The sequence below is a fragment of the Clavibacter sp. GW821-FHT01D01 genome (assembly GCF_059422605.1).
This window is the reverse complement of record NZ_JBWKXC010000007.1, coordinates 130,516-145,275: the sequence shown is the minus strand read 5'-3', so window position 1 is coordinate 145,275 and position 14,760 is coordinate 130,516. Positions and strand designations below refer to the sequence as shown.

Annotated in this window: 11 protein-coding genes; 5 read left to right on the top strand and 6 right to left on the bottom strand. The window is 74.8% G+C overall.

The window, feature by feature from the left end; genetic code table 11:
- Nucleotides 1–110: 110 nt before the first annotated feature.
- From AC07VC_RS11020 to AC07VC_RS11010, 3 genes are all read right to left on the bottom strand, one after another.
- Complete coding sequence (locus AC07VC_RS11020; protein ID WP_317230237.1) at nt 111–1,094, bottom strand: sugar ABC transporter substrate-binding protein; 984 nt, start codon at nt 1,092–1,094, stop codon at nt 111–113.
- A gap of 237 nt (nt 1,095–1,331) precedes the next feature.
- Nucleotides 1,332–2,339 carry an inositol 2-dehydrogenase gene (gene iolG, locus AC07VC_RS11015; RefSeq protein ID WP_494675247.1) on the bottom strand — a complete coding sequence of 336 codons (1,008 nt, stop codon included), beginning with the start codon at nt 2,337–2,339 and terminating at the stop codon, nt 1,332–1,334.
- Between the two features lie 96 nt (nt 2,340–2,435).
- Nucleotides 2,436–3,353: a sugar phosphate isomerase/epimerase family protein gene (locus AC07VC_RS11010; RefSeq protein WP_494675248.1), complete on the bottom strand. Its 918-nt coding sequence runs from the start codon at nt 3,351–3,353 to the stop codon at nt 2,436–2,438.
- Nucleotides 3,354–3,693: 340 nt separating this feature from the next.
- On the opposite strand from AC07VC_RS11010, the gene AC07VC_RS11005 reads away from it, so the two are divergent.
- The 4 genes from AC07VC_RS11005 (at nt 3,694) to AC07VC_RS10990 (ending at nt 11,016) form a co-directional block, all read left to right on the top strand.
- Nucleotides 3,694–5,814 carry an ExeM/NucH family extracellular endonuclease gene (locus AC07VC_RS11005; RefSeq protein ID WP_494675249.1) on the top strand — a complete coding sequence of 707 codons (2,121 nt, stop codon included), beginning with the start codon at nt 3,694–3,696 and terminating at the stop codon, nt 5,812–5,814.
- Nucleotides 5,815–5,901: 87 nt separating this feature from the next.
- Complete coding sequence (gene trxA, locus AC07VC_RS11000) at nt 5,902–6,303, top strand: thioredoxin (RefSeq protein ID WP_104290319.1); 402 nt, start codon at nt 5,902–5,904, stop codon at nt 6,301–6,303.
- Nucleotides 6,304–6,413: 110 nt separating this feature from the next.
- A complete protein-coding gene (recQ, locus tag AC07VC_RS10995) occupies nt 6,414–8,288 on the top strand; it encodes a DNA helicase RecQ (RefSeq protein ID WP_494675250.1) in 1,875 nt (624 codons plus the stop codon).
- A gap of 505 nt (nt 8,289–8,793) precedes the next feature.
- Nucleotides 8,794–11,016: an acyl-CoA dehydrogenase family protein gene (locus AC07VC_RS10990; RefSeq protein ID WP_494675251.1), complete on the top strand. Its 2,223-nt coding sequence runs from the start codon at nt 8,794–8,796 to the stop codon at nt 11,014–11,016.
- Between the two features lie 6 nt (nt 11,017–11,022).
- On the opposite strand, the gene AC07VC_RS10985 is transcribed toward AC07VC_RS10990, so the two are convergent.
- Both AC07VC_RS10985 and AC07VC_RS10980 read right to left on the bottom strand, forming a co-directional pair.
- The gene (locus AC07VC_RS10985; protein WP_494675252.1) at nt 11,023–12,132 is read right to left on the bottom strand and encodes a hypothetical protein; all 1,110 of its coding nucleotides are present in this window, start codon (nt 12,130–12,132) and stop codon (nt 11,023–11,025) included.
- Nucleotides 12,133–12,241: 109 nt separating this feature from the next.
- A complete protein-coding gene (locus AC07VC_RS10980; RefSeq protein WP_494675253.1) occupies nt 12,242–12,823 on the bottom strand; it encodes a DUF1349 domain-containing protein in 582 nt (193 codons plus the stop codon).
- A 152-nt stretch (nt 12,824–12,975) separates the two neighbouring features.
- Here AC07VC_RS10980 and pip point away from each other — a divergent pair, with 152 nt between their 5' ends.
- Nucleotides 12,976–13,941, top strand: a complete 966-nt coding sequence (pip, locus tag AC07VC_RS10975; protein WP_494675254.1) for a prolyl aminopeptidase — start codon at nt 12,976–12,978, stop codon at nt 13,939–13,941.
- Between the two features lie 101 nt (nt 13,942–14,042).
- On the opposite strand, the gene AC07VC_RS10970 is transcribed toward pip, so the two are convergent.
- On the bottom strand, nt 14,043–14,537 hold the full coding sequence (locus AC07VC_RS10970) for an FAD synthase family protein (RefSeq protein ID WP_317229084.1): 495 nt from the start codon (nt 14,535–14,537) through the stop codon (nt 14,043–14,045).
- Between the last annotated feature and the right edge of the window lie 223 nt (nt 14,538–14,760).

The following is a 14,760-nucleotide window of genomic DNA, read 5'->3' as shown; positions in this document are numbered from 1 at the left end:
TGGGGATGCGGGGTCGTCGCCGGTGCGGCGGCGTGCGGGTCCGGGTCCGGGTGCCGCGGACGGCACCGGGACGGCGGGCCGGGCGCGTCGTGCGTGCCCGGCCCGGCGGCCTAGCGGGTGCCGTTCGCCGCGAACTCGGCGACCTGCGCCGCGTTGTCCTCCGTCACGAAGGCCGGGCCGGAGTAGACGGGCTGGCCGCCGCCGATCACGTTGCCGTTCGTGGCGTAGAGCTGGAGCGCCGTGACGCCGAGGAACCCCTGCACGTAGGGCTGCTGGTCGACCGCGAACAGGACGGTGCCGGCCTCGACGGCGCTGACGACGTCCTCCGAGAGGTCGAAGGTGCCGATCTGGGCCGCGCTGCCCGACTCCTCCACGGCGCCGACCGCGTCGATCGCGTACTGGCCGCCGAGGGTCAGCACGCCGTCGATGGAGGGGTCCGCCTGCAGCTTGGACTTGATGGTCGCCTTGACCTCCGCGTCGTTCGTGCCGTCGACCTGGAGGTTCGCCATCTGCCCGGGGAAGGCGCTCGCCGCGGACGAGCAGCGCTCCTCCAGCCCGACGTTGCCGGCCTCCTGGATGACGCACAGCACGTTCTCCAGGCCCGCGTCGCCGAGGCGCTCCCCGACGGCCTCGCCCGCGACGGTCTCGCTCTGGCCGATGTGCGTGAGGGCCCCGAACTCGGCGGAGCGCTCGATGCCGGAGTTGATGGTGACGACGGGGACGCCGGCCGCCACGGCCTTCTCGATGCTGTCCTGCAGGCCGTCCGGGTTGGCCATGGAGACGACGATGCCGTCGACGTCCTGCGCGACCGCGTTGTCGATGAGCTGCGACTGCTTGGCGGGGTCCGGGTCGGCGTTGTACGTGATGGTGGCGCCGTAGTCGCCGCCCGCCGTCTCCGCGCCGGACTTCACGCGGTCCCAGAACGCGTCGCCGGGGCCCGAGTGGGTGACGACGGCGAAGGTGAGGTCCCCGCCGCCTCCGCCGCTGCCGCCGCCGGCGGTGGGCGCGGCCTCCTGGCCGGTGCCCGCGCACGAGGTCAGGAGGAGGCCGGCCGCTATCACGAGGCCGAGGGGGGCGAGGGATCTGCTCTTCATCGAATGCTCCTTGTCGGGCGGACGCCCGCACGCGGGGTCCTGACGTCGTCGTCGGGGCGATCCTCGTCCCGCTCGTCGTCCTTGTCAATACATACTGACAAGAAGACGCCGGGTCGAGACCTCTCGGGCGCGCGAGGCCGTCCGACCCCTCAGTCTGCCGCGTGCCCGCACCCGCGCCCGCCCGCGCCGAGGCCCGGGCGCGCGCGGCGCGACCGGGACCTCGGGATGGACGGCGGGTCAGAGCGAGACGGGCACCGCCACGCGCTCGACGGCCGAGCGCTGGGCCGCGTCCGCGAGCACGAGCGCCGCGCGGCCGTCCTCGAACGTCGGGCTGTCGGACTCCTCGCCGCGCGCGAGGCGGATGAAGGCGCGGAGCTCCGCCACGTACGCCGCGGCGTAGCGCTCCAGGAAGAAGTCCTGGTACGGCGGCTTGCCCTCGACGCTCGTCGCGGTCGAGAGGCTGACGAGGCTCGTGAGCGCGTTCGCGACCTGCAGCGACCCGCGCGACCCGAAGGCCTCGATCCGCTGGTCGTAGCCCACGGCGCTGTGGCGGGAGTTCGTGATGACGACCAGCGCGCCGCTGGAGGAGCGGAGCGTGACGACGGCCGTGTCGAAGTCGCCGTGCTCGCGGGCTCCCGGGTCGAACGTGGTGGATCCCGTGGCCTGCACCTCGACGATGTCCGGCAGGAAGAAGCGGGCCATGTCCAGGTCGTGGATGGTCATGTCGCGGAAGATGCCGCCGGAGACCGCGACGTAGGCGGCGGGCGGCGCGGCCGGGTCGCGGCTGACGATGGAGAGCTGCTCGAGCTCGCCGACCTCGCCGGCGGCCACGCGGGCGCGGGCCTCCGCGAAGGCCGGGTCGAAGCGCCGGTTGAAGCCGAGGGCGACCGGCACGCCCGCCGAGCGGACGCGGGGGAGGAGCGCGTCCACGCGCGCGATGTCGAGGTCGATGGGCTTCTCGCAGAGCACCGGCAGGCCGGCGTCGATGGCGGCGGAGATGAGGTCGACGTGGGTCGGGGTGGGCGACGCGATGAGGACGGCGTCGATGCCGCCGGATGCCATCATCGCCGCGGCGTCCTCGGTGACGGTCCCGCCGTGGCGGGCGGACAGGGCGTGGGCGCCCTCGACGAAGGGGTCGCAGATCCACGCGAGCTCGGCGTCCGGATCCCGGGCGATGTTCGCGGCGTGGACCTGGCCGATGCGGCCGGTGCCGATCAGGCCGAAGCGCAGGGGGGTCGTGGTCATGTCGCCGTCCTCGTGTCTCGTGGGTGGTGCGGGTGGTGCGGGGTCGGGTGGTGCGGGCCGTGGGCCGGATGCCGGGGACCGCGGCCGGTCGCCGGGTCAGGCCCAGGCGCGTAGGGCCTCGCGGTTCACGCGCTGGTCCTCGGTGCGCTCCGCGCGGAAGGCGCGGATGTCGGCGTCGGGCGCGTTGAGCACGTCCTGCTCCACCACCACCCAGCCGTCGAAGCCCTGGGCATCGACCGCCGCCATGACGCTCGCGATGTCGACGTCGCCGCGGCCGAAGGCCACGAAGGCGCCCGACGACCAGACCTCGCGCATGCCGCCGCCCGCCGCGAGCACCCGGCGGAGCTCGGCGCCGTCGACGTCCTTGAGGTGCAGGTGCGTGATGCGCGCGCCCCAGCGCTCGACGGCCGTGAGCGGGTCGCCGCCGGCGATGACGAGGTGGCCGGTGTCGAGCGTGAGGCCGACGTCGACCGCGTCGAGGAACCGGTCGACCTCCTCCGGCGACTCGACGAAGGTGCCCGCGTGGTGGTGGAAGGTCGGCTCGAGGCCCGCGGCGCGCGTGATCGCGGCGGCCCGCGCGGTGTTGCGGACGAGGCGGGACCAGGCGGCGTCGTCGAGCGGGTCGGCCGCGGCGCCGCGGCCGGGGGCGGCGGCGCGCACGGCGGATCCGGCGTCGGCGAGGGTCGGCAGCGGCAGGCGGGCGGGCCCGGCCTCGGCGGCCTCCTGGAACACGCGGAGCGACGCGTGCAGCTCGGGGAGGGCGGCCTCGAAGGCGTCGTCGTCGGTGAGGGGGAGCTGGATCCACCCGCCCGCGAGCTCGAGTCCCGCTCCGGCGAGGCGGTCGCGCAGCTCCCGGCCGCGGCCGAGGTAGCCGACCGGCCCCAGGTCGATGCCGGAGTAGCCGGTCTCGGCCAGCGCCTCCACCATGTCGTCGGGGGTGACGACCTCGGCGCCCTCGGGGGTCAGCTCGAACACGCCGAAGCTGACGGGCGCACCCGCGACGGTCGCCCTCATCGACGGGACCGGGGCGCGCGGGGGCGGGTGGGGAGGAGCGGGAAGGAGGGGGACATGCGGCGGTGCACAGCCTCTCGGTCGGCGGACGCGCCGGGCGTCCGGCGGCGGAATGTCCTTACAATAGTACAAGCGCACCGGGCGCTCAACGTCCGACGAGGAGCCGCGGAGGTCCCGGACGGCGGCACCGCAGGAGCGCACCGTGCGGCCAGGGTCCACGGGCTGCCGGCATGTGACGAGCGCGTGACGGGACGGTGCCCGGCCTCCCCCCTGCGCCCCCGCGCCGCATAGCCTCGAGGAGGTGCCCCGCCGGGCACCGTCACGCGATGGAGGGGGACACCGGATGACGGCGCACGACGAGGACACCACGAGGCGCGCGGGCCGCGCGCTCCGCCGACCGGCCGCCGTGGGGACGGCGCTGGCCCTCGCCCTGGGCGCGCTCGTCGCAGCCCCCGCGCAGGCCGACACCGTCTCCATCGCGGACGTGCAGGGGACCGGCGGCACGACGCCGTACGCCGGCCGGGTCGTCACCGTGGAGGGCGTCGTCACGGGCGACTACCGCGGCGCGAGCGGCTACGCCGGCGTCGCCATCCAGACCGCCGGCAGCGGAGGCGCGGTCGACGCGACGCCCGGCGCCTCCGACGGCCTCTTCGTCTACCTGGGCGCCGCGGACCCGGCCGTCGCAATGGGCGACCTCGTGCGCGTCACGGGCACCGCCTCCGAGCGGCAGGGCCAGACCCAGGTGTCCGCCACCGCGACCGACCTCGTGCAGGCCGGCGTCGGCGTGCCCGCCCCCACCGCGCTGCCCGACACGCTGCGCGGCGCGGACCGCGAGTCGCTCGAGAGCATGCTCGTCACGCCGACGGGCGAGTACCGCGTCGGATCCGCCCACCAGCTCGAGTCCTTCGGCACGCTGTGGCTGAGCGCGGGCGCCGACCTGCCCGTGAAGGCCACCGACGTGGTGCGGCCGGGCGCGGAGGCCGACCGGATCGCCGCCGACAACCGCGCGCGCCGGCTCCTCCTCGACGACGGATTCGCCATCCAGCTGACGAACGCCGCCTACCCGGCCGGCGCGACCCAGCCGTACTACTCGGCCGAGCAGGTCGTCCGGAACGGCGACGCGCCGGTCTTCCCCGCGACGCCCTACGTGCTCGCCTTCGGCTTCGACGACTGGCGCCTGCAGCCCACGACCCCGCTGACCTCGCTCGACGCGGCCGGCCGCGTGCCGACCTTCACGAGCGCGGCGCCGCGCCCGGCCGCCGCACCGGAGGTCGGCGGCGACGTCCGCATCGCCGGCTTCAACGTCCTCAACTACTTCACGACGCTCGGGGAGCGCGGCGCGCAGACCCCCGAGGAGTTCCGCGCCCAGCGCGCCAAGATCGTCACGGCCATCACCGGGCTCGACGCGCAGGTCGTGACCCTGATGGAGATCGAGGACTCGACGCGCTTCGGCGAGCCGGCCGACACCGCCACCGCCGACCTCGTGCGCGGCCTGAACGACGCGGCGGGATCGGCGGTGTGGGACTACGTGCGCACCCCCGCGGCGCTCCAGGGCACGCCGACCGACGAGATCCAGAACGCGATCGTCTACCGGACCGACGCGGTGACGCCCGTGGGCGCGGCCGCCACGCAGATCGACGAGACGGTGTGGGGCAACGCCCGCGAGCCGATCGCGCAGTCGTTCCGCGGCGGCGACCGGACCTTCACGGTGGTCGCGAACCACTTCAAGTCGAAGTCGGGATCCGGCACCCAGCCCGCCGACGGCCAGGGCTTCTTCAACGCCGACCGGGTCGCGCAGGCCCGGGCCGTCGCGCGCTTCGCGACCGAGCTGCGCGCGTCGAGCGGGTCGGACCTGCTCTACCTGCTCGGCGACTTCAACGCCTACTCCGAGGAGGACCCCATCCAGGTCCTCCGCGACGCGGGCTTCGTCGACCTGGTGGCCGCGCGCGCCCCCGGCGAGCGCACGTACTCCTTCGACGGGGAGGTCGGATCGCTCGACCACGTGCTCGCGACCGGCACCGGTGCGCGCCAGGTCACGGGCGTCGGCGTCTGGGACGTCAACGCGCCGGAGTGGGCGGCGCGCCAGTACGACGGCGCCGCCACCGACGGCACGAGCGCGTTCCGCTCGAGCGACCACGACCCCGTGGTGGTCGGCCTCGACACGGTGCGCGACGCGTCGAGCCTCACCGGCCACGCCGACCGGCTCCTCGCGCGCAGCGGCCAGCCCGTGCGGTACTCGGTGCGGCTCGCGGCCGGCGGGGCGCCCGTCACGGGTCGCGTGCAGATCCTGGACCGGGGGCGCGCGATCGCGTCGGTCGACCTGACCGAGGCCGACGCGGGCCGCGCGACGGTGACGCTGCCGCGCCTGTCGCGGGGGATCCACCTGCTCACGGCGTCCTACTCCGGCGATGACGCGGCCCGGGGCTCCCGCACCGTCTGGCCGTCGATCGTCCTCGTCTGGTAGCGGCGGGGCGGCGCGGGCGGAATGCCCGGGCCGCCCGGCCTGTTGCACCCCACGACCCTGACGACGAGCACGAGAAGAGGACGCACCATGGCCACCACCGAACTGACCGCCGAGAACTTCGAGAGCATCGTCGACCAGAACGGCATCGTCGTCGTCGACTTCTGGGCCGACTGGTGCGGCCCGTGCAAGCAGTTCGCGCCGGTGTTCGACCAGTCGAGCGAGAAGCACGCCGACATCGTCCACGGCAAGGTCGACACCGAGGCGCAGCAGTTCCTCGCGCAGCAGGCCAACATCTCCGCCATCCCGACGCTGATGATCTTCAAGGACCAGACGCTCATCTTCAGCCAGGCGGGCGCGCTGCCCGCCCCGGCGCTGGAGTCGCTCATCCAGGAGGTGCGCGCCGTCGACGTGGCCGCCCTCAAGGAGCAGGCGGCGGCCGAGGCCGCGCAGGCCACCCCCGGCGCGAGCTCGGACCCCACCGCGATCTGAGCCGCGCCCGATCCGCGACGACGGCCCCTCCCCATCCGGGAGGGGCCGTCGTCGTCCCCGACCCCGCCCCACCGCCGCCTGCTCCCCGGGGCCCGGATACGATTGCCGCGATGACCTCCACCCCTCCCGCGCCCGCCGGATCCCCCGCCCTGGCCCCCGCCCTCGAGCGCCTCGGCACGGTCTTCGGGTACGACGCCTTCCGCGGCGACCAGCAGGAGATCGTCGAGCACGTCATCGGCGGCGGCGACGCCCTGGTGCTCATGCCCACGGGCGGCGGGAAGTCGCTCTGCTACCAGATCCCGAGCCTCGTGCGCGAGGGCACCGGCGTCGTCATCTCGCCCCTCATCGCCCTCATGCAGGACCAGGTCGACGCCCTGCGCGCCGTGGGCGTGCGGGCCGCGTTCCTCAACTCCACGCAGGACCTCGAGACCAGCCGCGAGGTCGAGCGCGCCCTCCTCGACGGCGACCTCGACCTGCTGTACCTCGCGCCGGAGCGGCTCATCCTCGACCGCATGGGGCGCCTCCTCGACGAGGCGCGCATCGCGCTCTTCGCCATCGACGAGGCGCACTGCGTCTCCCAGTGGGGCCACGACTTCCGCAAGGACTACCTCTCCCTGTCCATGCTGGCGGAGCGCTGGCCCGAGGTGCCGCGCATCGCCCTCACCGCGACCGCCAACGAGGCTACCCACGCTGACATCACGGCGCGCCTCGGCCTCCAGGACGCCCGGCACTTCGTCTCCTCGTTCGACCGGCCCAACATCCGCTACCGGATCGTGCCGAAGGCCGAGCCGCGCAAGCAGCTGGTCGACCTCATCCGCACCGAGCACGCGGGCGACGCGGGCATCGTCTACTGCCTCTCCCGGAAGACGGTCGAGCAGACCGCGGAGGCGCTGAACAAGCAGGGCATCACCGCGCTGCCGTACCACGCGGGCCTCGACGCGGCGGTCCGCCAGCGCAACCAGGCGCGCTTCCTCCGCGAGGACGGCATCGTCATGTGCGCCACCATCGCCTTCGGCATGGGCATCGACAAGCCGGACGTGCGGTTCGTCGCCCACATCGACCTGCCGAAGTCCATCGAGGGCTACTACCAGGAGACCGGGCGCGCGGGCCGCGACGGGCTGCCGTCCACCGCCTGGCTCGCCTACGGGCTCCAGGACGTCGTGCAGCAGCGCCGCATGATCGACCAGTCCGAGGGCGACGCGCAGCACCGGCGGCGGCTCTCCCAGCACCTCGACGCCATGCTCGCGCTCTGCGAGACCGTGGGGTGCCGTCGCGTGCAGCTCCTCCGCTACTTCGGCGAGGAGACGGGCCCGTGCGGCAACTGCGACACGTGCCTCGAGCCCGTCGAGACGTGGGACGCGACCGTCCCGTCGCAGAAGCTCCTCTCCACCGTCGTGCGGCTGCAGCGCGAGCGCGGCCAGCGCTTCGGGGCGGCGCACCTCATCGACATCCTGCGCGGCGAGGAGACCGAGCGCGTGCGCCAGCAGGGCCACGACCAGCTCGCCACCTTCGGCATCGGCACCGAGCTCACCGACGTCCAGTGGCGCGGGGTGGTGCGCCAGCTCCTCGCGCAGGGCCTCCTCGGCGTGAGCGACGACGGCTACGGCACCCTCGTCATCACGGCCGGCAGCGGCGACGTCCTGACGGGTGCGCGCCAGGTGCCCATGCGGCAGGAGCCCGAGCGCATCGTCCGCGGACGCGGCACGCGCACCACGCGGAGCCGCGGCGGCCAGGTGGTCGACCTCCCCGAGGAGGCGCAGGGCCTGTTCGAGGCGCTCCGCGCCTGGCGCTCGGAGCAGGCCAAGGAGCAGGGCGTGCCCGCCTACGTCGTCTTCGCCGACGTCACGCTGCGCGAGGTCGCCACGGTGCGCCCGGCGGACCTCGGGCAGCTGGCGCAGGTCACGGGCGTCGGGCAGAAGAAGCTCGACACCTACGGCGAGGGCCTCCTGGCGGTCGTCGCCGCGGAGTCCACCGCCTCCGCCTAGGGTCCGGCGGCGCGGCGAGGGGAGAGGGACCCGGTCCCGAGCCTCGAGGGCTACGGGACCGGGCCGCGCACACGGCCGACTTTTACCCGAAGACCGGCCCGGCGCTGGCGGGACAGCTCACCCGAAGAGCTGTCGCCGTTGCCCACGATCGTACTGGTCCGTGCGTCCGCCCCATGCGGGCTGTGAGGAGCGACGGCGTCCCGCTGCCGGACGCGCGGTGGGCCGAAGGGTCCGCTCTCGGTGCGCCGCGCCGCTGAGGGCCGCGCTTCCGCGGGCGACGCAGGCCTCGGACGCCCCCTCGGGATGCCACCCTCCCGGCCGGCACGCGACGCGCCCGTCCTGGCCCCGTCGCCCGACCCCGCGCTGAGGGTTCCCACAACCCGCGGGCCGTCGCCGCGGGACCGCGTTGGAGGCCCGCGACGGGACATTCGGCAGGTGGAGGAATCGTCCGTAGCGTGGCCGGTGCCGGCAGGGACGCCGGCGGAGACGACGGCACGGAGGATCCATGGTCGACACGGCGGCACGAGGACGCACCACCCGCGGCACGAGGGGACGGGGCCCCGCCACGAGCCCGCGCGACGGCGGCGCGCCCGCGGACGGCGCGCTCCGCGAGGCGGACGTGCCGGTCGCCGGCGACGTCGACGCCGAGGTGGCGCGCGACCTCGACCGCACCGACGGGACCGCGGGCACGGGGGACGGCCCGCAGGTCGACGTCGCCCGGCTCGGCCGCATCCTGCTCGGCCGCTGGGCCGACGTCCGCACCTCGTCGCGCGAGCTCACCAGCCGCCCCGAGCTGCACCGCATCGAGGGCCTCGACATGCACCAGCACCGGGCGCGCGTGACCGAGCAGCTGAGGATCCTCGTCGAGCACGGCGGCGTGCACCGCGCGTTCCCCCGCATCGTCGGCGGGCTCGAGGACCACGGCGGCAACATCGCGGGCTTCGAGGAGCTCGTCGCGGCGGATCCCTCGCTCCAGATCAAGGCGGGCGTGCAGTGGGGCCTGTTCGGCTCCGCGGTGATGCACCTCGGCACCGAGCGCCACCACCGGGAGCTGCTGCCCGGGATCATGACCCTCGAGACGCCCGGCGCGTTCGCGATGACGGAGACCGGGCACGGATCCGACGTCGCCAGCATCGGCACGACCGCGACCTACGACCCCGCGACGGGCGAGTTCGACCTGCACACCCCGTTCCGCGCGGCGTGGAAGGACTACCTCGGCAACGCCGCCGTCGACGGGCGCGCGGCGACCGTCTTCGCGCAGCTCGTCACGCAGGGCGTGAACCACGGCGTGCACTGCTTCTTCGTGCCCCTCCGCGACGAGCACGGCGCGTTCCTCCCCGGCATCGGCGGCGAGGACGACGGCCTGAAGGGCGGGCTCAACGGCATCGACAACGGCCGGCTGCACTTCGACCACGTCCGCGTCCCGCGCGCGAACCTCCTGAACCGCTACGGCGACGTGGCCGAGGACGGCACCTACACGTCGGAGATCCCGAGCCCCGGACGCCGCTTCTTCACCATGCTCGGCACCCTCGTGCAGGGCCGCGTCTCGCTCGACGGGGCGGCGACGAGCGCCGCGAAGATCGCGCTGCAGATCGCCGTCACGTACGGCAACGAGCGGCGCCAGTTCGTCGCCGGCGGAACCGACGAGGAGGTGCTGCTCGACTACCAGCGGCACCAGCGGCGCCTGATCCCGCGCATCGCGACCACCTACGCCGCCTCCTTCGCGCACGAGAAGCTGCTCGGCCAGTTCGACTCCGTGTTCTCGGGCACGACGGACACCGACGAGGACCGGCAGGACCTCGAGACGCTCGCCGCCGCGCTCAAGCCGCTCAGCACCTGGCACGCGCTCGACACCATCCAGGAGGCGCGCGAGGCGTGCGGCGGCCAGGGCTTCCTCGCCGAGAACCGCCTCGTCGGGCTCCGCGCGGACCTCGACGTCTACGCGACGTTCGAGGGCGACAACACCGTGCTCCTGCAGCTCGTGGCCAAGCGCCTCCTCACCGACGTCAACCGCCGCTTCGCGAAGGCGGACTTCGGAGTGCTCGCGCGGTACGTCGTGGAGCAGGCCGCCGACCGCACGCTCCGCTCCACGGGGCTCCGGACGCTCGGGCAGGCGCTCGCGGACCGCGGATCCACCGCCCGCTCCGTCGGCCAGCTCCGCGAGCCGGACACCCAGCGCGCGCTCCTCACCGGACGCGTCGAGACGATGGTCGGCGAGATCGCGACAGCGCTCCGGGCCACCCGGAAGATGGCGCCCGCCGAGGCGGCGACGCTGTTCAACCGGCACCAGGACGCGCTCATCGAGGCGGCCCGCGCGCACGCGCAGCTGCTGCAGTGGGAGGCGTTCACGGAGGCGCTGGATCCCGCGTCGGAGACCGGGCGCGCGATGGACGACGGCACGCGTCGCATCCTCACCTGGACACGCGACCTGTTCGGCCTCCGCCTCATCGAGGAGGACCTCGCCTGGTACCTCATCCACGGCCGGATCAGCGCGCCGCGCGCCCGGGCCGTCACCGCCTACATCGACCGGCTCGTCGCGCGCCTGCGCCCGCACGCGCAGGACCTCGTCGACGCGTTCGGCTACACGCCGGCGCACGTCCGCGCCGCCGTCGCCTCGGGGGAGGAGCGGGCGCGCCAGGACGAGGCGCGCGCGTACCGCGACGCGCGGATCGCCGATGGCACGGCGCCGCGCATGGAGCGGAGCGAGAAGAGGAAGACGGCGCGGTAGCGCGGGTCAGAACTCGAGGACGCCGTCGCGGGCCGCGCTCGCCGGGGGCAGCTGCCCGGTCTCGACGTCCTCCATCAGGTGGATCGAGGCGTACTCGGCGGTGGCGATGCGGCCGGCCGCGTCGAACACGGGGAGCGTGCGGCGCAGGAGGAGCCCCGGGCGGCTCGCGTGCCGGAACGCCACGACGACGCGCGTCCGCGGCCAGTCGCCGACGACCGTGACGCTCGAGCCGCTCATGCCCTGCGCCAGCGGGGCGCGTCCGCGCGTGTCGCGCCAGTAGGCGTCGGGATCGCCGAAGCCCGCGACCATGGCCTCCGTGGCCGCGCGGGCCAGCGCGTCGGGCATCGCGACGAGGTCCCAGGGGATCGCGGGGTCGTCGGGGCGCGCGGGCTCCTCGCCCGTCGGGTCGTCGCCCCTCGAGCGGTCGGTCGGGTCGTCGCCCGTCAGGTCCGCCGGACGAGCGGCCTCCCGCTCGTCGTCGTCGCGCAGCGGCCTCGGGTCGTGCGCATCCACCCGCAGCACCGCGGGGAGACCGGCCGGCAGGGCGACGGCGACCTCGGCGTAGGCGTACTCCCACCCGCCGTGCGCGGGCGTCCGCTCGGGTCCGTCCGCGTACAGGACGAGCTGGGAGCCCTCGCCGTGGTCGCTCGCGCGCACGGGCACGCGGTCCACCGTGATCGGGCGGCGCGTGCCGTCGGGCGCGACGACGAGCAGCTCCCGATCCCGACGCCACGACGCGGGCACGTCCGGATCGGGGAGCTCCCGAGCGGTCGAGAGCCAGAGTCCGTGCCGCGTCGCTCCGAGGGAGGCGATGGCGGGCAGCCCGTGGTGCTGCCGGATCCGGCCGTCGAGGGCGACGTGGACGGCGGACGCGGTGGTCTCCCGCGGCACGCCCTCCGGCGCCTCGTCGGGGAGGTACGCGACCCAGACGCCGTCGGACGTGGGCGCGACCTCCTGGACGGGGCGGACGAGGCCGGTCGGGAGGCCGGGCCAGGCCACGACCTCGCGCGTGCCGTCGTCGCGCTCGATCACGGCCACCGGCTGGGCGACGCCCACCCGGACGCGGGCGCCCCGGATGCGGGTCGTGAACCAGGCGGACGGCGGGGAGGAGGGCATCCGCCGAGTGTGGCAGGCGGACGGGGCGCGCGGGCCCCGGCCGGGGTGCCGGTGACGGACCGCCGGTGCGTCCGTGCGGGGGAGGGCCGGGCGTCAGGCGTGCCGGGCGTCAGGCGTGCAGGGCGGCGTCCGCCGGTCCCGTGCGCCACGACGTGAAGCGGGCCGTGAAGCCCGCGCGGGTGGGCGCGCAGCAGAACGGACCGGCGCCCGCGGACGCGGCCGGATCCAGCGGCGCGACCCGCACGAGGCGCCACGACTCCTCGTCGACCCGCGCGCGCACGGTGAGGGCGTCGCCGGAGCGGCTCGCGCGGATGGTGACCAGCCGGCCGGACCAGCCCGGCACGGGCGCGAGCGACCAGTCGGACACGCCGCGGGTCACGACGGCGCCGAGCCCGTCCTCCCCGTCGCTGCGCTCGACGCCGGCCTTGATCCAGCTCTCCGCGTCGACCCGCACGAACGCACCCGCCTGGTCGAACTGCTCCGCCAGGTCGAGGACGAAGGCGACCTCCACGGCCGAGCCCGGCGGCAGGGGCGCCAGCAGGGCGTGCTCCGTGTCGTGCACGAAGCCGTACGACGTGGTGCGCCAGGCGTCGCTGCCCGCGCGGGCCGTCACGTCCATGCCGTCCGAGTGGATCCGCACCGCCTCGGGCTCCGTGGTCCAGCGTCCGTCCGTCCAGGGCACGTCGATCATGCGTCGACGCTACGGGTCCCCGTGTCCCCGCGCGACCCGGCGTCGGGGCGATGCGGGCCGCTCGGCGCGGTGCGCCTGGTCCGACGCGCCCGGACCGCGCCGACGCTCCCGGTCCGCGGCACCCGGCCGCGAGGCGACCGTAGGCTCGTCCCATGCGCAGCCCGTACCCCGAGATCGACCCGTACGACACCGGCATGCTCGACGTGGGGGACGGCCAGCTCCTCTACTGGGAGACCTCCGGGAACCCCGACGGCATCCCGGTCGTCTTCCTGCACGGCGGTCCCGGGGGCGGTATCAGCCCCGCGCACCGGCGCCTGTTCGACCCCGCCCGGTACCGCATCGTCCTCGTCGACCAGCGCGGCTGCGGCCGCAGCACGCCGCACGTGTCGGAGCCCTCCGCAGACCTCTCCGTGAACACGACCTGGCACCTCGTCGCCGACCTGGAGCGGCTCCGCACGCACCTCGGCGTCGAGCGCTGGCTGGTGTTCGGCGGATCCTGGGGCTCGACCCTCGCGCTCGCCTACGCCGAGACGCACCCGACCCGCGTGACCGGCCTCATCCTCCGTGGCATCTTCACCCTGCGGGCATCCGAGCTCGACTGGTTCTACGAGGGCCCGGCCGGCATGGTCTACCCCGACGGGTGGGAGGCGTTCACCGCGCCCGTCCGCGGGGTCCCGCGCGGCGGGATCATCGCGGCGTACGCGGCGCTGCTCGCGGATCCCGACCCGGAGGTGCACGGGCCGGCCGCGGTCGCCTGGTCGACGTGGGAGGCGTCGGGCATCACCCTGCTGCCGAAGCCCGAGGTCGTCGCCCGCTTCGCCGAGCCGTCCTACGCGCTGGCCTTCGCGCGCATCGAGAACCACTACTTCACCCACGGCGGCTGGATGGAGGACGGCCAGCTGCTCCGCGACGCGCACCTGCTCGCCGGCATCCCCACCGAGATCGTGCAGGGCCGCTACGACATGTGCACGCCCGCGGTCACCGCCTGGGACCTCCACCGGGCGCTGCCGGAGGCGCGCTTCACGATGGTGCCGGACGCGGGGCACGCGTTCGACGAGCCCGGCATCCTCGACGCGCTCGTCGCCGCGACGGACCGGGCGGCGGAGCGGCTGGGGTGAGGTGCGGGCTGGCGGGGCTTCTGCGCGGAGCGGAGGCACGGGCATCCGCCGTCACGTGAGCGCATGGCAGCCGCGTGCCGCTCTCGGCTGGCGGATGGCCGCTAGCGGCTGACCAGCGTGTGCGCCACGTGGCCGGCGGGCTGGGCGAGCGTGGCCGCGGGAGCGGCCGCGGCGCCGACACCGCTCAGGACGTCGAGCGCGCGACGGAGCCGGGTGCTGGAGGTGTGCATCGTGTATGGGAAGTAGACGACCTCGACGCCGACCGCGGCGAACTCCGCCTCGAGCCGCTCGCCCTTGGGGGTGCCGCGCCAGTCGTCGCCCTTGAAGAAGACGTCGAAGCGCACGTCGCGCCAGGTGTCGAGCTTGTCGGACAGCGTCTCCGCGCGGGCTTCGTCGACGTAGCTGATGTGGCTGACGATCTCGAGGCGCTCGGCGAGCGGCACCACCGGGGTGATGCCCTTGTTGCGCTCGAGCATCTCGTCCGAGACGACGCCGGCGATCAGGTAGTCGCACTGGCTCTTGGCGTGCTTGAGGATGTTGAGGTGGCCGACGTGGAACAGGTCGAATGCTCCAGCGGCGTAGCCGATACGGGTCATGGCTCGTCGTGTCTTCTCGGGTAGACCGCGTCCGGGCGCGGGTACGCCGGGGGAGCGGGATCGGGTGCTGCCCGGTGCGGGTACGCCGGGTCGGATCGACCTGCTCCAGCGACGCGGGTACGTCGGCCGACCTGGGTGGGGGCGGCGGGGAGCGGGTGGATCTCCTCACGAGCATAGGTCGCGGGGTCCCGCCGTGGGAAGCGGGAGCCCGCGAAAGGGGGGG